The organism is Streptomyces ochraceiscleroticus, from assembly GCF_000720485.1.
GTDB lineage: Bacteria > Actinomycetota > Actinomycetes > Streptomycetales > Streptomycetaceae > Streptomyces > Streptomyces ochraceiscleroticus.
Genome location: NZ_JOAX01000014.1, coordinates 13161 through 34781, shown reverse-complemented (window position 1 = coordinate 34781; position 21621 = coordinate 13161). Strand labels below are relative to the sequence as shown.

The window sequence follows — 21621 nt, the reverse complement described above, 5'->3', positions numbered from 1 at the left end:
GCGGGACCCGTTTCCCCGGGGACCCGGGACTTTTGGCAGGGGGGTGGGCGGGACCTGCGCCCGGGAAGTCGAGGATCAAGGAAATGACTGGTGGCGACCGAATCCCGGCTAGTGAATCGGCTTTCGCGCAGGCCGGACGGGGATGTTTTGGGGCGGCGGAGCCGGGTAGCGCAAGGGGCTGATTCCCGTGGCTTTCAATACGGGGTGAGGTAGTAGAAAGGCTTCTTGGCAGGCCCGCGAGCGGCGGTTACCAATGAATAGCGATCCCGGTTGGTCCCGGCCGGGAGTCAATTCTTTCGGAGGTAATCCCCGTATGTCGAAGTTCTCCCTCACCCGGTATTCGAAGAAGCCCGCCCTGCGTACCCGTGCCACTGTTCTCGTGGCCGGAATGGGCGCCTCCCTCGCGCTGGGTGCCGGTGCTGCTTCGGCGATGGACGGCGGCGCGGTATCGCTCCAGGGCCTCTCCACGGACGTGGGCAGCACGGTGAGCGCGCAGGCCGACGCGCAGAAGAAGGCGATCGACGCGGAGAAGAAGGCCGTGGCCGACCGCGCCAAGGCCGCCGCCGACCGGCACGAGCGTGCCGAGCGGCAGCTGCAGAAGACCAACGGCTGGGAGAAGCCGGTGGACAAGTACGGCATGGGCGAGAAGTTCGGCCTGGCCGGCAGCCACTGGTCGCACAAGCACAGTGGTCAGGACTTCGTGGTGCCCACCGGTACGAAGGTGAAGGCCGCGCACGAGGGCACCGTCGTGAAGGCGGGCCCGAACGGCGGCGGTGACGGCCCCGCGTACGGCAATGCCATTGTGATCAAGCACGGCGGCAAGACGTACACGCAGTACGCGCACCTTTCGCAGATCCAGGTCCAGGTGGGCCAGAAGGTGTCCGCGGGTCAGCAGATCGCGCTTTCCGGCAGCACCGGTAATTCCACCGGCCCGCACCTGCACTTCGAGGTCCGTACCGGCGCGGACTACGGCACCGGTATCGAGCCGATGAAGTTCCTGCAGGGCGAGCACCTGCACATGTGAGACCGAGTGCGGTGAATCACTTCCGAGTGCGGTGAATCACTTCTGAGGTGCGCCCGGCCCATGCGCCGCGGTGACCAATTCCAAGGCGACTTCGAGGATGGCCCTGCGCTTCTCCTCGGGGTCGCCTTCGACGTTCTGCATGGCGAACATGCCCGAATGCAGCGATACCAGCGCGGTGACGCAGCGGGCCTGGTCCGTCAGCTCGGCGTCCGGCTCCTTGAGGAGCCCGACCATCGTGAGCATCCGCGCCTTGAACGACTCGCCGATGCTCAGATCGCGGACGGTGGCCTGGTTCTCCTGCATGAAGCGGAAGAGCGGCGCGGCGTCGCGCAGCGCCTCGCTGTAGCGGCGGAGCACCTCCGTCTTCGTTTCCAGCGTGCGCGGCCGGTCGGCGGCCCACGCGATCAGCTCGTCGCAGGGCCTGGCCAGGTCCTCGAAGAGGCTGATGACGATGTCTTCCTTGGTCTTGAAGTGGTAGTACAGGGCGGCCTTGGTGACGTCGAGGTGCTCGGCGATCTCCCGCAGCGAGGTCTTGTCGTACCCCTGCTGCGCGAAGAGGTCCAGGGCCACGTCCTGAATGCGCTGCCGGGTGTCGCCCCTGCGCGCGCGTGCTGTGCCCATGGTGCTCTCCTACGTCGTCGGTACTGGCGCCCCCGCAGGCTATCCCTGGTCAGCCCCGCCCCGTCCTTAACTTACTTGACGACCGGCTAGTTACCGTTTACCTTCCTGATCGTAAACCAAACTTGCCGGGCGGCAAGTAAGTAAACGAACGGGGGAACGATGGCCGCCACCCAGGCCACCGCACCGACCGAGCGCGGCGGGAAACAGCCCGCGAGCGTGCGCGTGGTGCTCTTCGCCTTGATGATCGCGATGCTGCTCGCGATGCTCGACAACATGATCGTGGGCACCGCGATGCCGACGATCGTCGGCGAGCTCGGCGGCCTCGACCACCTCTCCTGGGTGGTCACCGCCTACACCCTCGCCACCGCCGCCTCCACCCCGATCTGGGGCAAGCTCGGCGACATGTACGGCCGCAAGGGCGTCTTCCTGGCGTCCATCGTGCTGTTCCTGATCGGCTCGGCGCTCTCCGGCATGGCCCAGGACATGGGCCAGCTCATCGCCTTCCGCGCGGTGCAGGGCCTGGGCGCCGGCGGACTGATGGTCGGCGTCATGGCGATCATCGGCGACCTCATCCCGCCCCGCGAGCGCGGCAAGTACCAGGGCATGATGGCCGGCGTCATGGCCGTCGCCATGATCGGCGGACCGCTGGTCGGCGGCACCATCACCGACCACCTCGGCTGGCGCTGGAGCTTCTACATCAACCTGCCGCTCGGCGCGATAGCCCTGGCCATGGTCACCGCCGTACTGCACCTGCCGAAGAAGCGCACCCAGGCGCGCATCGACTACGTCGGCGCCGCGCTGCTCACCGTCGGCATCACCGCGCTCGTCCTGATCACCACCTGGGGCGGCACGGAGTACGACTGGGATTCGGCGCAGATCATCGGCCTCGGGGCGCTCGGCGTGGTCTCTCTCGCCGCCTTCGTCCTGGTGGAGCGCAAGGTCAGCGAGCCGGTGCTGCCGCTGCACATCTTCCGCAACGGTAACTTCTCACTCGTCACCGTGATCGGCTTCCTGGTCGGCTTCGTGATGTTCGGGTCGATGACCTTCCTGCCGCTCTTCCAGCAGACCGTCCAGGGAGCCTCGGCCACCAACTCCGGACTGCTGCTCCTGCCGATGCTGCTGGCGATGATGGCCGTCTCGCTGGTCGCGGGCCGGGTCACCACGACCAGCGGCCGGTACAAGATCTTCGTGGTCGGCGGCGGCGCACTGATCACCGCGGGCCTCTTCCTGCTGTCCCTGATGGACACCGGCACCAGCCGCTTCACCTCGGGCGCCTACATGGCCGTCCTCGGCGCCGGCATGGGCTTCCTGATGCAGACGACCATGCTGATCGCGCAGAACAGCGTCGAGATGAAGGACATGGGCGTCGGCTCGTCCTCCGCCACGCTCTTCCGCACGATCGGCGGTTCCTTCGGCGTGGCGATCTTCGGCGCGCTCTTCACCCACCAGGTGCAGAGCACCATGACCGAGCGGGTCGGCGCGGCCGGCGGCAACGCCATGGCGGGCGGTGCGCAGCTCGACCCGAAGGGCCTGGCACAGCTCCCGGTCCAGATGAAGGACGCGTACCTGCACGCGGTCGCCGACGGCACCCACCTGGTCTTCCTGTGGGGCGCTGCCATCAGCGTCATCGGCTTCGCCGCGGCGTGGTTCCTCAAGGAGGTCCCGCTGCGCGGCGGCCCGGCGAAGCCGGCGGACGCGCCGCAGGACGCCGCGCCGGCCGACGACGCGAAGCAGCCGCAGGGCGTCTGATGCCCCGGCCCGGCCCGCCGGTCAGTCCGGCGGGCCCGGGAGCTGGATCACCGGGAAGCTGCCCGTCGCCGTCGGAGCGTTCTCCGGGAGCCAGAGGACCGCGACGGCGCCGGTCGTGCCGTCGACGGCGGGCTCCGCGTTGCGGAAGGTCAGTCGCGCGCCCAGTACCCGCGCCTGGCCCGCCGCGATGGTCAGGCCCAGGCCGTGGCCGCGCCCCGCCCGGTCGCTGCTGCCCGTACGGAAGCGGCTCGGGCCCTCGCGCAGCAGCGCCTCGGGGAAGCCGGGCCCGTGGTCGCGGACCCGGATCACCCGTCCCTCGACCGTGACCTCGACCGGCGGCCTGCCGTGCCGGGAGGCGTTGGCGATGAGGTTGCCGAGGATCCGCTCCAGTCGGCGCGGGTCGGTGCTGACCTCCGCGTCCCGCACGATCTCGACCTCGATGTCGGGCCCCAGCGCGCGCACCCGCCGCCGGACGAACTCCCCGAGGTCCACGTCCTGCAGCTCGGCCCGCTCGGCGTAGCCGTCCAGCCGGGCCACCTCCAGTACGTCCTCCACCAGCGTCCGCATGGCCTGCGCCCGGTCCCGTACGAGCTCGGTGGGGCGGCCCGGGGGCAGCAGCTCGGCCGCCGTGAGCAGCCCGGTGACCGGCGTGCGCAGCTCGTGCGCGATGTCGGCGGTGACCCGCCGCTCGGCCTCGATACGGGTCTGCAGCGCGTCCGACATGGCGTCCATGGCATGCGCCAGCTCGTCCGTCTCGTCCCGTACCCGGCCGCCGATCTCGTCCCGTACGCGGACGGACGTGTCGCCCTCGGCGAGCTTGCGGGCCGCCGCTGCCGCCTTTCGCAGCCGCTGCGAGAGCCGGCCGCCGACCAGCACGCCCAGCGCGCAGCCCGCCGCGACGACCGAGATGGACCCGATGAACAGCGCCTGGTCCAGGTCGTCCAGGACGGTGAAGCGGTCGGGGTAGTCGTTGTGGAGGGACAGCACCCGGCCGTCGTCCAGCGGCGCCGCGGCCCACACCTCCGGCGCGGCCTCCCCGTTGTCCTCCAGGTAGGTGGCGCGCCGGCCCTCGGCGACCTCGGCGCGCAGCGCCTTGGGCAGCTTCGGGTCGTCGATGCGGGCGCCGAACTGGAGCCGGCTGGTGGTCTCGTAGATCCGCTGGGTGAAGTTCAGCCGCTCGATCTGCACGTCGCGGCTGTTGTCGAGCATGGAGACGCGGGCGGCGTTGTGCACGACGAGGCTCAGCGCGATCGCGACCAGCGCGCCGACGAGCGCGATCGCCGCACTGAGCTTCCAGCGCAGTCCCGTACGCAGGGCGAGGCCGACCACCGGCGGGTCAGCCTCTCAGCTTGTAGCCGAAGCCGCGGACCGTCTCGATCCGGTCCTGGCCGATCTTGCCGCGCAGCCGCTGGACGTGGACGTCCACGACCCGGGTGTCGCCGCCCCAGTCGTAGTCCCACACCCGCTCCAGCAGCCGGTCGCGGGAGAGCACCGTGCCCGGCGCGTCGGAGAACTCCAGCAGCAGCCGCATCTCGGTCGGCGTCAGCGCCACGGGCGCGCCGCCCTTGCGTACCTCCATGCCCTCGGTGTCGACCTCCAGGTCACCGAAGCGCAGTGGCCCGTCGGCCGCGGGCGCCGCCGCGTCCTTGCCCGCATTGCTGCGGCTGTCCGGGCCGCTGGCGTGTCCGAAGCGCCGCAGCACCGCCCGTATACGGGCCACCAGTACCGCGCCGTCGAACGGCTTGGTGACGTAGTCGTCGGCGCCCGCCTCCAGGCCGAGCACCACGTCGATGGAGTCGGCCCGCGCGGACAGCATGATCACCGGGACCGTCGACTCGTCCCGGATGCGCCGGCACAGGCTGACGCCGTCCAGGCCCGGCACCATCACGTCCAGCAGCGCGATGTCGGGCCGGGTCGCGCGAAAGGCGTCCAGGCCCGACAGCCCGTCGGGCATCGCCGTCACGCGGAAGCCGTCGCGCTCCAGCGCGAGCTGGGTGGCCTCCCGGATGACGTCGTCGTCCTCGACGAAGAGCACATGGGTCTCGGCCATGCCGGTTCTCAGTCCTCCGATGGTGTGGCGCTGGCTTCGTTGCCGTCCACGGTCTTGCTGTAGTCGGTGTGGTAGCGGGAGTACTCGCTGAAGCGGTGCTTCGCCCAGCGGTACGTCAGCACATCCTCGCCGGTGGGGCAGCACACCGCGTCACCGGTGTCGTACGTCTGCCTGGTGATCTCCAGCTCGCCCTTGCTCACCCCGGCGTAGACCGGCGGCTGCTCGTTGCTGAAGACGTTCTCATAGCCCTTGTCGTCCTTGCGGTACACATACGAGCCGATCCCGACGGAGTCCGCGCAGGTCATCACGTTGATGATGACGTCGGCACTCTGCCCGCCGGTCAGCGAGGCGTAGGTGACGTCTATCGGATACTCGTCCGCCGTGCACGGCTTGGCCAGGGTCTTCTTCACCTCGGCGCCGACCGTGGGGTCCTTGCGCAGCAGCGCCCGCGCGTCGACCTTCTTGTACGCCACGGAGGAGGAGGGGGAGGGCGTCGGCGTCGCGCTGCGGGCCCGGGACGGCACGGGGTTGTCACTCGCCGAGCCCTCCGACCGCACCCCGTCACCGGCCGCGTCGCACCCGGCCATCAGCAGCGCCACCGCCGCGGTCCCCGCGAGGGCCGTACCGGCCGCGCGCCACCAGCCCCCGGGCAGGCGCGAGGAAGCGGCCGGCCGCCCCTCGGCCGGTCCGCCGTCGGCTCCGCCGCCTCTGGTCACACCGCTCCTGCTCACCATGCCTGTCACCCGCCGCCGGCCCGGGGACCCGCGGCTCCGCGGCCGGTCAGGCCGCGCACCGCTCCCGCTCCTGGTCGTCACGCTCCAGTACGCGCGCGTCGGCCTCGCGGTTCACCAGCTCCTGGCGCAGCCGGGCCAGCGCCCGGTGCAGCGTGCTCTTGACCGTCCCCGTGGACATGCCCAGCGCCGCCGCGGTCTCCTCCGTACTCATCTGCTCCCAGTGTCGCAGGACGACAACGCTGCGCTGCTTGGGAGCCAGTACCGAGAGGATGTCCATCAGCAGGGCGCGGTCGGCGCGCTGCTCGGTGCCGTCGTCCACGCTCGCGTCCGGGAGCTGCTCGGTCGGCACCTCCTCGAGCTTGCGCGCCCGCCACCACTCGGTCCGCGTGTTGATCATGACGCGGCGCAGGTAGGCGTCGGCGAGCGACTTGTCGGCGATGCCGTCCCAGCGCCCGTACGTGCGGACCAGGGCCGTCTGCAGCAGATCCTGCGCGTCGACCGGGTCGGGCACCAGACGCCGGGCGCTCCGCAGCAGGGCGTCCTGCCGGGTGCGCACGTATTCCTCAAAGTCCAGTACCTTGCCGCCGCTGGTCGCCATGCCGACGCCTCCGATCTCCGCCTGCGTTCCCCACGTTGTCCGTGCCGGGTGGTCGTGGACCGGCCGAGCGCCTCGGCACACGGTGGTCCGTCTCCAGCACGAAGACGAAGCTACGGAGGGGGTGTTGCGGCACCATGTGCGGCTGCCGCACAGCGGATGCACGGAAATCCGTCGGTTGTGTAACAGCGGCGCCGCGCTCCTCCTTACGGGGGACGGGAGCGGCGGCGAGGTCCTCCTCCAGGGGGAGGACGGGCCTCCTGGGAGGGGGGTTCCACCGAACGCGGCATTCGGCGGTATGGGCATATGCCATTGTCGGTATCTGTGGTCGCATGACAGAGACCTATACCGCTATGCCCGAAAGGATGCGCTTTGTCATGCGCTGCCTCGCCGCCGCCCACAGCCCCCCGACCGGTGAAGCGATCGAGGGCCCGAGAAGACCCGGACCGCCGGGCCGCCGTCGGCGCCGCACACCGAGGCGGTGGTGCGTGGTCCTCCTCGTGCTCGCGGCCGTGCCGACGGCCACCTGCGGGGTGAAGGAGGCCGGGGGCGCGGCCGAGGCGCGCAGCGCGGGCGACCCGCGGTACCCCGTACGCGTCCTGGCGTTCGCGGCCAACACCGGCTCGGACTCGCTCTCCGCGTACGACGCCCGGCTGGAACGGCCACTGGGCGCCTCGCAGGTGGGCGACGGCCCGACAGGAGTGGGGGCGGCCCCGAACGGCGACACCGTGTACGTGGCCAACAGCAAGGACGACACCGTGGCCTTCGTGGGCACCGAGAGCCGGCGGGTGCGCGCCCTCGTGCCGGTCGGGGACCGGCCTTACGCCGCCATGCCCAGCAGGAACGGTGCCCGCGTGCTGACCGCCGATTTCGGCGCGGACACCGTCACCGCGGTCAGCGTCCCGCGCCGCCGGGTGATCGCCAAGGTGCCCGTGGGCCACATGCCGCACAGCATCGCCACCATCCCCGGCGGCAAGGCGTACGTCACCAACAACGGCTCCAATACCGTGTCGGTCATCAGCCCCGGCCTCGGCGTCAGCGACGTCATCCGCGTCGGGGACTTCCCCAGCGGGATCAGCGCCACCCCCAGGGGCGACCGGGTCTTCGTCTCCAACACGGGGTCGGGGACCGTCTCGGTGATCAGCACGTCCTCGAACCGGGTGACCGACGTCCTGCCGGCCGGTGAGGCACCGGTCGGCAATGCCGTCAGTCCGAGCGGCGGCACCCTGTACGCCGCCGACTCCGGCGCGAACCGGCTGGTGATCACCGATGTCGCCCGCGGCCGGGTCCGGGCCAGGGTCCCGGTCGGCGTGAACCCGCAGGGCGTGGCCATCACCCCGGACGGACGCCGGGTGTGGGTCACGAACGAGGCTTCCGACACCGTGACCGTCATCAACCCGGCGGTACTGCGGGACCGGACCACCCTCCCCGCCGGGCACGAGCCGGAGGGCATCGCCGTCACGCCCCGCTGACCACCGCCCGGCCGGGCCGCGGGGCCCGGCCGGGCGGGCACGCCAAGGCGGGCGTAGGCAGGACGGGTCAGGTCAGCGGGAGCCGGTACAGGCCGTCCGGCAGCGGTTCCACCAGGCCGTCGGCGACCAGGCCGTCCAAGGCGCGGGCCCGCTGGATCGGCTCGTGCCACACCGCGTCCAGCCTCGCCTGCGGCACCGGCGCGACGGCCTCGCGCAGCACGTCCAGCAGCTTGCCGCGCACCTGGCGGTCGGTGCCCGCGTATGTCTGGACGCGCCGCGGCGGGCCCTCGTGCTCGGGGGAGCCGGCCAGCCGCCAGGCGCACTGCGCGGCGACCGGGCAGCGCACGCACTCCGGGCTGCGCGCCGTGCACACCAGCGCGCCCAGCTCCATCGTGGCCGCGGCCCACTTCGCGGCCGTCGCCTCGTCCTCGGGCAGCAGCGCGCGGGCGAGCTTGCGCTCGGCGGCGGTGGTGGCGTTCGGCGGGTACTGGCGGCCGGTGACTGCGCGGGCGAAGACCCGGCGGACGTTCGTGTCGAGGACCGCGTGCCGCTGGCCGTACGCGAAGGAGGCCACGGCGGCGGCGGTGTACTCGCCGACGCCGGGCAGCGCCAGCAGCTGGGCGTGCTCGCGCGGTACGTCGCCGCCGTGCCGCTCCCTTATCGCGGAGGCGGCGGCGTGCAGCCGCAGCGCGCGCCGCGGGTAGCCGAGCCGGCCCCAGGCGCGCACCGCCTCGCCGGACGGCTCGGCGGCCAGGTCGGCCGGGCGGGGCCAGCGGGCCAGCCACTGCTCGTAGACCGGCACGACGCGGTTGACGGGCGTCTGCTGCAGCATGAACTCGCTGACCATCACGCCCCAGGCACCCGCCTCGGGGCGGCGCCACGGCAGATCGCGGGCGTGCTCGTCGAACCAGTCGTTGACGGGTGCGTGCAGCCGCCGGCCGGCCGCGTCGGCGGCGTCGGCGGCATCCGTGGCGGCACCGGTGACGGATGCGGCAGCAGGGGCGGAGGCGGCGGCGGAGTCGGCGGGGCGCGGCGCCGGGGTCCCGGCGGGGCGTCCGGTGGCGGGCTCCACGGCGGCGTCGCCGGCGGACTGGGCGGTGGCAGGAGTGGAAGTCATGGCACCGCCGATCCTGACACGGGGCCCCGCGACGGTGAAACGCGCCGGGCCCGTGCCGCCCGTTGTGCACCTGCACGTGGTACCCGCACTGCTGCAACGGGGCGTGCGCGGGGCCGCCGGGGAGGACGGGATCGAGGCGTCCAGGGGCGGCGGGGCCGGAGCGTCCCGGGGCGCCGCGCGGCGCGTCCGGCCGGCGCGCGAGGATGCTGTCATGAGCGACAGCACGCCCCCGCCCGGCATCCTGCAGGCCCTCGCCGACCACACCACCATGACCCTCGCCTACACGGACGGCGACGGCCCCCAGGCGTGCGCCGTCCTGTACGCGCTGCACACCGGGGATGACGCCGGTTCCGAGGCCGGACCCGAGGACCCCGCGCCGTCCCTCCTCTTCGTCACCTCCGAGTCGACCCGCCACGGCCGCGCGCTGTCCGCCGCGCAGCCGGCGGCACCGGTCGCCTTCACTGCCCAGCGCGACGGCCAGGACTGGAGCGGCCTGACGGGCGTACAGGGGCGCGGCGTGTGCCGCCGGCTGGACGGCGGGGAGCGCCGGCGCGCGTGGCGCGCGTACGCCGACCGCTTCCCCTACGTCGCGCTCAGCCCCAAGCTCCGCGGCGCCATGGACCACACCGCCTTCTGGGAGCTGCGCCCCACCTGGCTCCGTCTGATCGACAACTCCCGTGGCTTCGGCCACAAGGAGGAGTGGACCGCGTGAAGTCACGGGGCACGTTGGCCGGTTGACGCCCCGCGGTCGCTCGTCCGGGCCAATTCTCCTTCCTGACCAGGAAGAACCGGGCAGATGATGGGAAAAGCCGGTGGTCCGTCGGCGGGTACTGGCTGGCATCCGGGCTGATCTCTCGTACAGTTTCCGCGTGGGATCTCTGCGCAATCCGATCGGGCCGCTTCCCTCCTCCATCTACTGGCGGCGGAGGGCGGTCGCATGCGCGATCCTTGCGCTCCTCGTGCTGCTGGTGGTGTGGGCCGTCAACATGGGCAACACCAGCGGTGACGGCAGCTCGAACAGCAAGGGCTCGGCCGGCGGCCCCGCCACGTCCATCACCCCGGGACCCAACGCCACCGACTCCGGCATCAGCCAGAAGCCGGGCGGCCGCGACGAGTCCGGCGACGGTGGCGGTACGGGCGGCGCCGACGCGGGCTCCGGCGGCGCGGGCAGCGGCGGTTCGGGCGGCTCCGGCACCGGCACGCCGATCGGCGAAGGCGGCGGTGCGGGTACCGGCTCCGGCTCCGGCGCGGGGGCCGGCAGCGGCGGCGGCGTGCTCGTGCCGGGCGGCTCGGCGCTCGCCGACTGCACCGGCTCCGGGACACGGCTGGCCCTGCGCAGCGTCAAGAATTCGTACGGCCCGGACGCCAAGCCGCGCTTCGAGCTGACTCTCAAGAACACCTCGGACGCGGACTGCAAGGTCGACCTCGGCCGCAAGGCCGCGGTGCTGACGATCAGTCACACCGACAGCGACGCGCATGTGTACGCCTCGGACGACTGCCCGCCGGACACCGGCAGCGCCTTTGTGAAGGTCCCCGCCGGGTCCGCCGTCACCCGCACCGTCGAATGGGACCGCAAGCCCACGGCCCCCGAGTGCGCCACCCCCGCCGCCAAGTCCGCCAAGCCCGGCACCTACCTCGCCGAGGCCACGGTCTCGGGCCTGAAGCCGGACAGCACGTCCTTCGTCCTCGCGAAGGACTGAGAGACGCCCCGGCGCTGAGCACGGCCGCGCTCAGCGGCCGCGGGGTCAGACGTACCGCTCCAGGATCGAGGACTCCGCGAGGCGGCTGAGGCCCTCGCGGACGGAGCGGGCGCGGGCCTCGCCGACGCCGTCGACCGTCTGGAGGTCGTCGACGCTGGCCGCCAGGAGCTTCTGCAGGCCGCCGAAGTGGTCGACGAGGCGGTCGATGACCGCGCCGGGCAGCCGCGGGACCTTGGCCAGGAGGCGGAAGCCGCGCGGGGAGACCGCGGAGTCCAGGGTCTCGGGGGAGCCGCTGTAGCCGAGCGCGCGCGCCACGATGGGCAGTTCGAGCAGCTCGGTGTGGGAGAGCGCGTCCAGCTCGGCGAGCGCCTCGGAGACCGTACGGGAGCGCTTGGCCGTCGGCTCGGGGACATAGTCCCGGGCGACCAGCTCGCGCTCCGGCTCGACGCCCGCGATCAGCTCGTCGAGCTGGAGGGAGAGCAGCCGGCCGTCCGTGCCGAGCTCGACGACGTACTCGGCGATCTCGGTGGCGATACGGCGGACCATCTCCAGCCGCTGGGCCACGGCGGAGACGTCGCGGACCGTCACCAGGTCCTCGATCTCCAGGGCCGAGAGCGTGCCGGCGACCTCGTCCAGACGGAGCTTGTACCGCTCCAGGGTGGCGAGCGCCTGGTTGGCGCGGGAGAGGATCGCGGCGGACTCCTCCAGGACGCGGCGCTCGCCGTCCACGTAGAGGGCGATCAGCCGCATGGACTGGCTGACCGAGACCACCGGGAAGCCGGCCTGAATGGACACCCGCTGCGCCGTGCGGTGGCGGGTGCCGGTCTCCTCGGTGGCGATGGAGGCGTCGGGCACGAGCTGGACGCCCGCCCGCAGGATCTTGGTGATGTCCTTGTCGAGGACCAGCGCGCCGTCGAGCTTGCACAGCTCGCGCAGGCGGGTGGCGCTGAACTCGACGTCGAGGACGAAGCCGCCGGTACACATCGATTCCACGGTCCGGTCGAAGCCGAGGACGATGAGACCGCCGGTGTTGCCGCGGAGAATGCGTTCGAGTCCGTCGCGCAGTGCCGTGCCCGGTGCGACCGCGCTGAGCGAGGCGCGCATCAGACTGTCACCGCCGGAGCTACCGCCGGACCTTCCGGGGGACGACGCCCGGTCGTTGGCTGCCACTGCACTCCTCCGTCGCAAGGTCTGTCGGTGCCGCAGCCCGCCCGGAGTTGCCTTGGCCGCGTACGTACGTCGCGGACGCGATCTGCGGCAGGACTGCGTTGACGGGCGAGACCAGGGCAAAGTCTACCGGCGACGCGCCGTTTACCTAGGGGAGTCCTGCGCGGGCGGCGCGGGGCGGCACACCGGAGGCAGCCTCCGGGGCTCAGCGGCCGCTCAGCGGGGACCCGGATGTCTCTTCCGCGGGCGCCTCCTTCCGCGGGGATTCGCGGCGCGGGCGGCGGGGGAGCACGCGCAGCGCCTCGCCGACGTCCGCGACCTCCAGGACCCGCATCCCGGCCGGGATCTTGCCCGGATCGGTCGGCACCAGCGCGTGCGTGAAGCCCAGCCGCGCGGCTTCGGAGAGCCGGCGCTGCACTCCCGTGACGCGGCGGACCTCGCCGGCGAGCCCGACCTCGCCGATGGCGACGAGATTCTTCGGCAGGGGCGTGTCGGAGGCGGCGCTGGCGAGGGCGAGCGCGACGGCGAGGTCGGCGGCCGGCTCGGAGAGCTTCACGCCGCCGACCGTCGCGCTGTAGATGTCCCGCTTGCCGAGCGCGGAGATCCGGCCGCGCTGCTCCAGTACGGCCAGCATCATCGAGACCCGGGAGGTCTCCAGGCCGGAGGTGGTGCGCCGCGGGGAGGGAATCTGGGAGTCCACCGTCAGCGCCTGTACCTCGGCGACCAGCGGGCGGCGGCCCTCCAGGGTGACGGTCAGGCAGGTGCCCGGCACGGGCTCGTCGCGGCGGGTCAGGAAGAGGCCCGAGGGGTCGGCGAGGCCCGTGATTCCCTCGTCGTGCAGCTCGAAGCAGCCGACCTCGTCCGTCGCGCCGTACCGGTTCTTCACGCCGCGTACGAGGCGGAGGCGGGCGTGCCGGTCGCCCTCGAAGCTGAGCACGACGTCGACGAGGTGCTCCAGGAGGCGGGGGCCCGCGATGTTCCCGTCCTTGGTGACGTGGCCGACCAGGAGGGTGGACATGCCGCGCTCCTTGGACGCGCGGATGAGCGCCCCGGCGACCTCCCGGACCTGGGCCATGCCGCCGGGCGCGCCGTCGATCTCCGGCGAGGCGACGGTCTGGACGGAGTCCAGGATCAGCAGCGACGGCTTGACGGAGTCCAGGTGGCCGAGGACCGCGGAGAGGTCGGTCTCGGCGGCGAGGTACAGATGGTCGTCGAGGGCGCCGATGCGGTCGGCGCGCAGCCGCACCTGGCTCGCGGATTCCTCGCCCGTGACGTACAGCGTGCGGTGGTCGTCGCTCGCGGCCTTCGCCGCGACGTCCAGCAGAAGCGTGGACTTGCCGACGCCGGGCTCGCCGGCGAGCAGCACGACGGCGCCGGGGACGAGGCCGCCGCCCAGCACGCGGTCCAGCTCGGCCACGCCCGTGGAGCGGGCCGTGGCCTGCCGGCCGTCGACCTGGCCGATCGGCAGCGCGGCGGTCGTGACCCGGCCCGGCGCGGTCGTCCGCACGGCCGGGCTGCCGCCGGCCTCCTCGACCGTGCCCCACGCCTGGCACTCGGGGCAGCGGCCGAGCCACTTCGCGGTGGTCCAGCCGCACTCCGTGCAACGGTACGACGGGCGGTCCTTCGCCGGGGATTTACGGGTTGCCATGGAAGCCACCGTAGCCATGGGGTCTGACAACGCGGCCGGGCGGCGGACCGAGGGCCCATTCCTGGGGTGCGGGATGGGAGAGGGGGCACGGGGGGCCGGGACGGCAGGTACGCGTGTGGGGGAGGGGTCGGATCGGACTCCTGTCCCCTTTTGAGGGAGATCGTCACCCGAAAGAATTAAAACCGGCCGAGCGCCTCTGACCGGTCCGCGCCATCTGTCTACCGTCGCCGGGTGATGAGCAGCAGGCCCGGACACCCCACGCACACCACCACCGCCCCGCCCCCCGCCGGCCGCGCGGAGCGGGCACAGCGGGCGGGTCGCGGCGGCCGGACCGCCGGGCCCGACCGCCACGACCCGTCCCCCGAGCGCTACGAGCCCTATATCGACGGGCTGTTCACGTACTGCCTCTCCGTCCTGTGCGAGCACGACGCGGCGACCGAGGTGCTCGGTGAGGTGCTCGCGCTCGCCGAGCGGCAGCACGGGCGCCGCCCGCCCGACCCCGGCCTGTACCGCCCCTGGCTGTACGCGCTGGCCCGCTGGGCCTGTCTGCGCCGGCTCGCCGACCCCGGCGCGCCCCAGGGGCCCGCGGTCGCCGAGGAGTCCGACCGGCGGCGCGAACTGTCCGCGCTGGCCTGGCCGGAGGCCGCCGGCGCCACGCCCGAGCAGCGCGAGGCCCTGGAGCTGTCCGTCCGGCACGGGCTGGGCTCCCGGGAGCTGGCCGCCGTACTGGGCATGGAGCCGGTCGCGGCCCGCGCGCTGCTGTCCACCGCCGCCTGCGAGGTGGAGCGCACCCGCGCCGCGCTCCTCGTGGCCGAGACCGGCCGCTGCCCCGAGGTGGCGCGGCCGGCCGGGGACGGCCGGATGCTGCTGAGCACCGCCCTGCTCCGGGAGCTGGTGCGGCACGTCGACGGCTGCGACGAGTGCCGTCGTACGGCCGAGCGGGCGACGGCGGACGGGCCCTGGCCCGGCGCGGAGCCGGTGGCGCAGGGGCCGCTCCCGCTGGTCACCGCGCCGCGCGCGGCGGCTCGCGTGGCGATGCGGGCGGCGCTGCGGTCGCGTACGGGGCGGGCGGTGGAGCCGCCGGAGAAGGGGGCGCAGGGGCGCACGAAACGGGCGGTCGGCGTAAACGGTTCTGCACCCCGCTACGACCGCAGCGGGTTCCCGCTCGGTCCCAAGGACCGGGCGGCCCGTAACGCCCGGCTGCGCAGCCGGGCGCTGACCACGACCGTGGTGGCCACTGTGGTCGCGGCGCCCGTGCTCGCGCTCTGGGCGGCGTACCGGGGTGCGCCGGTGACCGGTGAGACCGACGGCACGGCCGTCACCGCGGGCGACAGCGAGGGGGACCGGATCGGCGGACGCCCGTACGAGAAGGCCGGCAGCGCGCAGATGACGCCCGACCCGCGGTCCCGGACCGGTACGCATACGCCGGAGGTCTCGGTGGAGGTGATCGGGGCGCGGGGGGAGCGGCTGCGGGAGGCCGGGCCGAGCCCTTCGCGGTCCCGCTCCGGGCCGGGGCGGCTGACCGTCGCGGCGCAGCCGAGCGGCGACCTCACGCTCATCACGCTGGCCGCGTCCGGCGGGACGGCGGTGCGCTGGGCGGCGCACACCGGGGCGCCGTGGCTGCAGTTCAGTACGACCGCCGGGGTGCTGCAGCCGGGCGAGACGACGACGATCAGGGTGTACGTCGACCATGACCGCGAGCCGGCCGGGTACTGGCGGGCGCGGGTCTCCGTGGAGCCGGCGGGGGCGGTGATCACGATCGAGGGCCGCGGCGCGACGCGGCCGGCCCCGGGCGGGCCCCGCCCCACGCCGACGGCTCCGCCGAGCTCCCCGACGCCTACGCCGACGCCGTCACCGTCCGACCCGTCACCGTCCGATCCGCCGCCATCCGATCCGCCGCCGTCGCCGACTCCGACACCGTCCGACCCGCCGCCGAGCGACCCGACACCGTCACCGTCCCCGTCGGACACGGCCGGCCCGTCGGGCTGAGGCCGGGAGGGAAGCTGCCCCGGCCCCGCCCCTTCCCGAAACCGGGGGCGCTGCCCCCGGGCCTCCGGTCCTCAAGCGCCGGACGGGCTGGATTTTGTCGGGTACGGGCCGACTGTGGAAAAGCCGGACCCCGGCCCTCAAGCGCCGAACGGGCTTGTCTTTTCCCGTACCACCGGCATCGGCAGTAGTACCGGGTCCGCCGGGTGCGGGGCCATCGGGCGTTCCGTTGCCAGGCGGTCCGCGCAGAGTTCCGCGAGGTGGGTGTAGGCGTCCTTGCCCATCAGTTCGATGAGTTCGGGGGCGTAGGACTCGTACACCGGCTTCGAGGCGCCGTGGGCGGAGGTTGCCGACGTGCACCACCAGTTCAGGTCGTGGCCGCCGGGGCCCCAGCCGCGGCGGTCGTACTCGCCGATGGTGATCTGGAGCACGCGGGTGTCGTCGGGGCGGTCGATCCAGTCGTACGTGCGGCGGACCGGGAGCTGCCAGCAGACGTCCGGCTTGGTCTCCAGCGGTTCGCGGCCTTCCTGGAGGGCCAGGATGTGGAGGGAGCAGCCGGCGCCGCCGGCGAAGCCGGGGCGGTTCTGGAAGATGCAGGAGCCCTTCCAGCGGCGCGTCTGGCGCTCGCCGTCGTCCTCGTCCTCCTCGACCCAGCCGGTCGTGGTGCCGACGTCGTGGAACTGCCAGATGTCGGGCGTGAGGCGGTCCACGTGCTCCGCGACCCGCTGCTCGTCCTCCTCGTCGGAGAAGTGCGCGCCGAGCGTGCAGCAGCCGTCGTCGGCGCGGCCCGCCTCGATGCCCTGGCAGCCGTTCCCGAAGACACAGGTCCAGCGGGAGGTGAGCCAGGTGAGGTCGCACCGGAAGATCTGCTCGTCGTCGGCCGGGTCGGGGAACGTGACCCAGGCGCGGGCGAAGTCGAGGCCGACCTCGTCGGTCACCTCGTCGGGCGCCGCCCCGCGCGCTTGTTGCTTTTCCATCTTTTTGCGGGCCTTTTCCTGCTTCGCCTTTTTGGTCTTCGCCACGTCCCCAGCGTAAAGGCGCGAGGTGGCCGCAGTAGTTTTCTGTGTATGAGACTCGGTGTCCTCGATGTGGGTTCGAATACGGTCCACCTGCTGGTGGTGGATGCGCACCCCGGCGCGCGCCCGCTGCCCGCCTACTCCCACAAGGCGGAGCTGAAGCTGGCCGAACTCCTCGACGAGGACGGCAACGTCGCAGGTCCGGGCGTCGACCGGCTCGTCGCCACGGTCCGTGAGGCGATGCAGGTGGCGGAGGACAAGGGCGTCGAGGACGTGCTGCCGTTCGCGACCTCGGCGATACGTGAGGCACCCAACGGCGAGGACGTGCTGGCCCGTGTCGCCGAGGAGACGGGCGTCACCCTGCGGGTCCTCTCCGGGGAGGACGAGGCGCGGCTCACCTTCCTCGCGGCCCGCCGCTGGTTCGGCTGGTCCGCCGGGCGGCTGCTGCTCCTGGACATCGGCGGCGGCTCGCTGGAAATCGCGTACGGCCTGGACGAGGACCCGGACGCGGCGGTCTCGCTGCCGCTCGGGGCCGGCCGGCTGACCAACACCGACCTGCCCGGCGACCCGCCGGACCCGGAGGACGTACGGGCGCTGCGCCGCCGCGTGCGGGCCGACGTCGCGCGGGTGGTGAGCGACTTCACACGCTTCGGCACGCCGGACCACGTGGTCGGCACGTCCAAGACCTTCAAGCAACTGGCCAGGCTGGCCGGCGCGGCCCGCTCGGCGGAGGGGCTGTACGTGCAGCGCGGGCTGAGCCGGAAGGCGCTGGAGGAGTGGGTGCCGAAGCTCGCCACGATGACGGCGGAGGAACGCGCCGAGCTGCCCGGGGTCTCCGAAGGGCGCGCCCGCCAGCTGCTGGCCGGGGCGCTGGTCGCGGAGGCGGCGATGGACCTCTTCGGGGTGGACGAGCTGGAGATCTGCCCGTGGGCGCTGCGCGAGGGTGTCATCCTGCGGCGGCTGGACCATCTGCCGAACGGCGAGCAGGAGTGAGTACAGGCCGCCGTGATCGCTCCGCGGGCCGCCCGTGAACCGCCCGGCGGAGCGCCCGTAACGCGTCATGAGTCCGTCATGAGTGCGTCATGGGCGCGTCCGACATAGCGGACCGCCTGCCCCCGGTACCGCACGGGCCCGTACCCTGTCCCTCGTGACGGAGCCAGTGGTGCGCATCCCGGATGCGAAGGTCGCCCTGTCCACGGCGTCGGTGTATCCGGAGTCGACCGCGACGGCCTTCGAGATCGCCGCGCGCCTGGGGTACGACGGCATCGAGGTCATGGTCTGGACCGATCCGGTCAGCCAGGACATCGAGGCGCTGCGCCGGCTGTCCGACTACCACGGCGTGCCGGTGCTGGCCATTCACGCGCCGTGTCTGCTGATCACGCAGCGCGTGTGGTCCACCGACCCGTGGACCAAGCTCCAGCGCGCCCGCAACGCCGCCGAGAAGCTCGGCGCCTCCACGGTCGTGGTGCACCCGCCGTTCCGGTGGCAGCGCAACTACGCCCGGGATTTCGTGCGCGGCATCTGGCGCATGGAGGGCGAGACGGACGTGAAGTTCGCCGTCGAGAACATGTATCCCTGGCGGTACCGCGACCGCGAGATGCTGGCGTACGCGCCGGACTGGGACCCCACCAAGGACGACTACCGGCACTTCACGGTCGACCTCTCGCACACCTCGACGGCCCGGAGCGACGCGCTGCACATGGTGGACCGGATGGGCGACCGGCTCGCCCACATCCACCTCGCCGACGGCAACGGCTCCAACAAGGACGAGCACCTGGTCCCGGGGCGCGGCAAGCAGCCGTGCGCCGAGCTGCTGGAGCGGCTGGCCGCCACCGGCTACGACGGGCACATCGTCATCGAGGTCAACACCCGCCGCGCGATGTCCGCCGCCGAACGCGAGGCCGACCTCGCCGAGGCCCTCGCCTTCACGCGCCTGCACCTGGCCTCGCCGAACCGGGTGTACGGGTCGTGAGCGCGCCCGGGACGGGCGCTTCCGGGCCCGCCCCGCGCCGGCGCGGCCGCCCCGCGCGTACGGAGGCCACGGTCGGCCCCGGCGCGCGGGAGCGGATTCTCGCCGCGGCCCGTACGGAATTCGCCGAACGCGGCTACGACAAGGCGTCCATCCGCGGCATCGCGAGAGCGGCGGGGGTCGACCCCGCGCTGGTGCACCACTACTTCGGCACGAAGGAGCAGGTCTTCGGCGCGGCCATCGAGGTCTCCTTCGAGCCCGCGCTGAACCTCCCCGACCTGCTGACGCACGGCGCCGACGGCATCGGAGAGCGGTTCGCGCGGTACTTCCTCGGCATCTGGGAGAACCCCGCGACCCGCGCCCCGCTGATCGCCGTGATCCGCTCCGCGATGACCCACGACACCGCGGCGAAGGTGCTGCGCGGCTTCGTGCTGCGGCGGATGCTGGAGCGGGTGGCGGCGGAGCTGGCGGTCCCGGAGCCGCGCCTCCGGGCCGAGCTGGCCGCCTCCCAGCTCGTCGGCATCGCGATGCTGCGGTACGTCGTCCAGGTCGAGCCGCTGTCCTCGGCCGATCCCGAGGACATCGTCCGGATGGTCGCGCCGACGCTGCAGCGGTACCTCGCGGAGGTGTGAGCGGAGGCGTGAGCGAAGGCGTGACCCGCCGCGCTCCGGGGCGTGGCACGCCGCGTCCGCATGGCGATCGCGCGTCTCACATTCCGGCGGGGCTGTCCAGATCCTGGATCGGAGGCGTAGTCTCGGATCTGCTGATATGTGACTGCCGAGACGTGACTGCGCCGTAGGCCGGAGGCCCGGCGCAGGGCCCCGCGAGGCGCCGGCGTGGCGGCGAGTCCGACGAACCCCAAGGGAGTGACCATCGTGCCTGAGCTGAGGTCCCGCACCGTTACCCACGGCCGCAACATGGCGGGTGCCCGTGCCCTTATGCAGGCATCGGGCGTAGCGGGCGCGGACATCGGCCGGAAGCCGATCATCGCGGTGGCCAACAGCTTCACCGAGTTCGTGCCGGGCCACACCCACCTCGCGCCGGTCGGCCGGATCGTCTCCGAGGCGATCCAGGAGGCGGGCGGCATCGCCCGGGAGTTCAACACCATCGCCGTGGACGACGGCATCGCGATGGGCCACGGCGGCATGCTCTACTCGCTGCCCTCCCGCGACCTGATCGCCGACTCGGTCGAGTACATGGTCGAGGCGCACTGCGCGGACGCGCTGATCTGCATCTCCAACTGCGACAAGATCACCCCGGGCATGCTGATGGCCGCGATGCGGCTGAACATCCCGACGGTCTTCGTCTCCGGCGGCCCCATGGAGGCCGGCCGGGCGACCCTGGTCAACGGCACGGTCCGCAAGCTCGACCTGGTCGACGCGATCTCCGACGCGGTCAACGAGAACGTCTCCGACGAGGACATCCTCCGGATCGAGAACAACGCCTGCCCGACCTGCGGCTCCTGTTCCGGCATGTTCACCGCCAACTCGATGAACTGCCTGACCGAGGCCATGGGCCTGGCCCTGCCGGGCAACGGCTCCGTGCTCGCCACCCACACCGCCCGCCGGGCGCTGTACGAGAACGCCGGCCGCACGGTCGTGGAGATCACCAAGCGCCACTACGAGCAGGACGACGAGACCGTCCTGCCCCGTAACGTCGCCTCCCGCGCGGCCTTCGAGAACGCCATGGCGCTGGACATCGCCATGGGCGGCTCGACCAACACGATCCTGCACCTGCTGGCCGCCGCCCAGGAGGCGGGCCAGGACTTCGGCCTGACCGACATCGACGAGGTCTCCCGCCGCGTCCCCTGCCTGTCCAAGGTCGCGCCGAACGTCGCGCCGCAGGGCACGTACTACATGGAGGACGTGCACCGCGCGGGCGGCATCCCGGCCATCCTGGGCGAGATGTACCGTGCCGGGCTGCTCAACGAGGACGTGTCCTCCGTGCACTCCGCCTCCCTGGCCGACTGGCTCAAGGAGTGGGACATCCGCGGCGGCTCGCCCTCCCCGGAGGCGGTCGAGCTGTTCCACGCGGCGCCCGGCTGCAAGCGCTCGGCGACCGCCTTCTCGCAGTCCGAGCGCTGGGACTCGCTCGACACCGACGCGGAGAACGGCTGCATCCGTTCCCTGGAGCACGCCTACTCCAAGGACGGCGGCCTGGCGGTGCTGCGCGGCAACCTCGCCGAGGACGGCTGCGTGGTGAAGACCGCGGGCGTCGACGAGTCGATCCTGGTCTTCGAGGGCCCCGCGGTGGTCTGCGAGTCCCAGGAGGAGGCCGTCGAGCGCATCCTGAACAAGCAGGTCAAGGAGGGCGACGTGGTCGTCATCCGGTACGAGGGCCCCAAGGGCGGCCCGGGCATGCAGGAAATGCTGTACCCGACCTCCTTCCTCAAGGGCCGGGGCCTCGGCAAGGCGTGCGCGCTGGTCACCGACGGCCGCTTCTCCGGCGGTACGTCGGGCCTGTCGATCGGCCACGCCTCCCCCGAGGCGGCCTCCGGCGGCACCATCGCGCTCGTCGAGGACGGCGACCTAATCAAGATCGACATCCCGTCCCGCACGATCGAGCTGGCCGTGGACGAGGCCACGCTGACCGCCCGCCGCGAGGCGCTGGGCGGCGTGTACGCGCCGAAGAACCGCGAGCGCAAGGTCTCGCAGGCGCTGCGCGCGTACGCGGCGATGGCCACCAGCGCCGACAAGGGCGCGGTCCGGGACGTCAGCAAGCTCGGCTGACCACCGCACCAGCGACATCGAGGACCCCGGCCCGCTGCCAGCGG

The 21621-nt window shown here is 72.6% G+C and carries 19 protein-coding genes; 10 read left to right on the top strand and 9 right to left on the bottom strand.

Annotation, left to right across the window (positions count from 1 at the left end):
* Positions 1-313: 313 nt before the first annotated feature.
* Positions 314-1024: a M23 family metallopeptidase gene (locus IG84_RS0118865; RefSeq protein WP_031058443.1), complete on the top strand. Its 711-nt coding sequence runs from the start codon at positions 314-316 to the stop codon at positions 1022-1024.
* Positions 1025-1060: 36 nt separating this feature from the next.
* Here the strand turns inward: IG84_RS0118865 and IG84_RS0118860 are convergent, their stop codons facing one another.
* Positions 1061-1645, bottom strand: a complete 585-nt coding sequence (locus tag IG84_RS0118860; protein WP_031058440.1) for a TetR/AcrR family transcriptional regulator — start codon at positions 1643-1645, stop codon at positions 1061-1063.
* A 159-nt stretch (positions 1646-1804) separates the two neighbouring features.
* On the opposite strand from IG84_RS0118860, the gene IG84_RS0118855 reads away from it, so the two are divergent.
* On the top strand, positions 1805-3394 hold the full coding sequence (locus IG84_RS0118855) for an MDR family MFS transporter (protein WP_051861986.1): 1590 nt from the start codon (positions 1805-1807) through the stop codon (positions 3392-3394).
* Between the two features lie 21 nt (positions 3395-3415).
* Here IG84_RS0118855 and cseC read toward each other — a convergent pair whose 3' ends face one another.
* The 4 genes from cseC to IG84_RS0118835 form a co-directional block, all read right to left on the bottom strand.
* Positions 3416-4723 (bottom strand): two-component system sensor histidine kinase CseC, encoded by a 1308-nt coding sequence (gene cseC / locus IG84_RS0118850; protein WP_031058436.1) that lies wholly within the window; start codon positions 4721-4723, stop codon positions 3416-3418.
* Positions 4724-4730: 7 nt separating this feature from the next.
* Positions 4731-5444: a two-component system response regulator CseB gene (gene cseB, locus IG84_RS0118845; RefSeq protein WP_031058433.1), complete on the bottom strand. Its 714-nt coding sequence runs from the start codon at positions 5442-5444 to the stop codon at positions 4731-4733.
* A gap of 8 nt (positions 5445-5452) precedes the next feature.
* Positions 5453-6160 (bottom strand): hypothetical protein, encoded by a 708-nt coding sequence (locus tag IG84_RS0118840; RefSeq protein WP_425424035.1) that lies wholly within the window; start codon positions 6158-6160, stop codon positions 5453-5455.
* 64 nt (positions 6161-6224) lie between these two features.
* Positions 6225-6776 carry a SigE family RNA polymerase sigma factor gene (locus IG84_RS0118835; RefSeq protein WP_030260466.1) on the bottom strand — a complete coding sequence of 184 codons (552 nt, stop codon included), beginning with the start codon at positions 6774-6776 and terminating at the stop codon, positions 6225-6227.
* Between the two features lie 485 nt (positions 6777-7261).
* Here IG84_RS0118835 and IG84_RS0118830 point away from each other — a divergent pair, with 485 nt between their 5' ends.
* A complete protein-coding gene (locus tag IG84_RS0118830) occupies positions 7262-8245 on the top strand; it encodes a YncE family protein (protein ID WP_051861984.1) in 984 nt (327 codons plus the stop codon).
* Positions 8246-8312: 67 nt separating this feature from the next.
* Here the strand turns inward: IG84_RS0118830 and IG84_RS0118825 are convergent, their stop codons facing one another.
* On the bottom strand, positions 8313-9362 hold the full coding sequence (locus IG84_RS0118825; protein WP_078649013.1) for an HhH-GPD family protein: 1050 nt from the start codon (positions 9360-9362) through the stop codon (positions 8313-8315).
* A gap of 211 nt (positions 9363-9573) precedes the next feature.
* Between IG84_RS0118825 and IG84_RS0118820 the strand changes: the two genes are divergently transcribed.
* Positions 9574-10074 (top strand): pyridoxamine 5'-phosphate oxidase family protein, encoded by a 501-nt coding sequence (locus tag IG84_RS0118820; protein WP_031058423.1) that lies wholly within the window; start codon positions 9574-9576, stop codon positions 10072-10074.
* A gap of 157 nt (positions 10075-10231) precedes the next feature.
* Entirely contained in the window at positions 10232-11062 is an 831-nt protein-coding gene (locus IG84_RS0118815) for a hypothetical protein (RefSeq protein WP_031058421.1), read from the top strand.
* Between the two features lie 45 nt (positions 11063-11107).
* Here IG84_RS0118815 and disA read toward each other — a convergent pair whose 3' ends face one another.
* Both disA and radA read right to left on the bottom strand, forming a co-directional pair.
* Positions 11108-12232, bottom strand: a complete 1125-nt coding sequence (gene disA, locus IG84_RS0118810; RefSeq protein ID WP_031058418.1) for a DNA integrity scanning diadenylate cyclase DisA — start codon at positions 12230-12232, stop codon at positions 11108-11110.
* A 202-nt stretch (positions 12233-12434) separates the two neighbouring features.
* Positions 12435-13877, bottom strand: coding sequence for a DNA repair protein RadA (gene radA, locus IG84_RS0118805; protein ID WP_031058416.1), 1443 nt, complete (start codon positions 13875-13877; stop codon positions 12435-12437).
* Between the two features lie 234 nt (positions 13878-14111).
* Between radA and IG84_RS0118800 the strand changes: the two genes are divergently transcribed.
* Positions 14112-15866 (top strand): RNA polymerase sigma factor, encoded by a 1755-nt coding sequence (locus IG84_RS0118800; RefSeq protein ID WP_031058413.1) that lies wholly within the window; start codon positions 14112-14114, stop codon positions 15864-15866.
* A gap of 137 nt (positions 15867-16003) precedes the next feature.
* Here IG84_RS0118800 and IG84_RS0118795 read toward each other — a convergent pair whose 3' ends face one another.
* The gene (locus IG84_RS0118795; RefSeq protein WP_078649012.1) at positions 16004-16885 is read right to left on the bottom strand and encodes a DUF3109 family protein; all 882 of its coding nucleotides are present in this window, start codon (positions 16883-16885) and stop codon (positions 16004-16006) included.
* A 45-nt stretch (positions 16886-16930) separates the two neighbouring features.
* On the opposite strand from IG84_RS0118795, the gene IG84_RS0118790 reads away from it, so the two are divergent.
* The 4 genes from IG84_RS0118790 to ilvD all read left to right on the top strand — a co-directional run bounded on the left by IG84_RS0118790 (position 16931) and on the right by ilvD (position 21577).
* Entirely contained in the window at positions 16931-17872 is a 942-nt protein-coding gene (locus IG84_RS0118790; protein WP_031058407.1) for a Ppx/GppA family phosphatase, read from the top strand.
* A 154-nt stretch (positions 17873-18026) separates the two neighbouring features.
* On the top strand, positions 18027-18851 hold the full coding sequence (locus IG84_RS0118785) for a sugar phosphate isomerase/epimerase family protein (RefSeq protein ID WP_211266484.1): 825 nt from the start codon (positions 18027-18029) through the stop codon (positions 18849-18851).
* Positions 18848-19480, top strand: coding sequence for a TetR/AcrR family transcriptional regulator (locus IG84_RS0118780; protein WP_031058402.1), 633 nt, complete (start codon positions 18848-18850; stop codon positions 19478-19480). The genes IG84_RS0118785 and IG84_RS0118780 overlap by 4 nt, the downstream gene beginning before the upstream one ends.
* 243 nt (positions 19481-19723) lie before the next feature.
* Positions 19724-21577: a dihydroxy-acid dehydratase gene (ilvD, locus tag IG84_RS0118775; RefSeq protein ID WP_031058400.1), complete on the top strand. Its 1854-nt coding sequence runs from the start codon at positions 19724-19726 to the stop codon at positions 21575-21577.
* Positions 21578-21621 lie beyond the last annotated feature (44 nt).

Excerpts from the sequence above, each read along its gene's own strand:
- radA (WP_031058416.1), bottom strand. The coding sequence starts at position 13,877 with ATGGCAACCCGTAAATCCCCGGCGAAGGACCGCCCGTCGTACCGTTGC.
- IG84_RS0118790 (WP_031058407.1), top strand. The coding sequence starts at position 16,931 with ATGAGACTCGGTGTCCTCGATGTGGGTTCGAATACGGTCCACCTGCTG.
- IG84_RS0118865 (WP_031058443.1), top strand. The coding sequence starts at position 314 with ATGTCGAAGTTCTCCCTCACCCGGTATTCGAAGAAGCCCGCCCTGCGT.
- IG84_RS0118860 (WP_031058440.1), bottom strand. The coding sequence starts at position 1,645 with ATGGGCACAGCACGCGCGCGCAGGGGCGACACCCGGCAGCGCATTCAG.
- cseB (WP_031058433.1), bottom strand. The coding sequence starts at position 5,444 with ATGGCCGAGACCCATGTGCTCTTCGTCGAGGACGACGACGTCATCCGG.
- IG84_RS0118825 (WP_078649013.1), bottom strand. The coding sequence starts at position 9,362 with ATGACTTCCACTCCTGCCACCGCCCAGTCCGCCGGCGACGCCGCCGTG.
- IG84_RS0118800 (WP_031058413.1), top strand. The coding sequence starts at position 14,112 with ATGAGCAGCAGGCCCGGACACCCCACGCACACCACCACCGCCCCGCCC.
- IG84_RS0118855 (WP_051861986.1), top strand. The coding sequence starts at position 1,805 with ATGGCCGCCACCCAGGCCACCGCACCGACCGAGCGCGGCGGGAAACAG.
- IG84_RS0118835 (WP_030260466.1), bottom strand. The coding sequence starts at position 6,776 with ATGGCGACCAGCGGCGGCAAGGTACTGGACTTTGAGGAATACGTGCGC.
- IG84_RS0118820 (WP_031058423.1), top strand. The coding sequence starts at position 9,574 with ATGAGCGACAGCACGCCCCCGCCCGGCATCCTGCAGGCCCTCGCCGAC.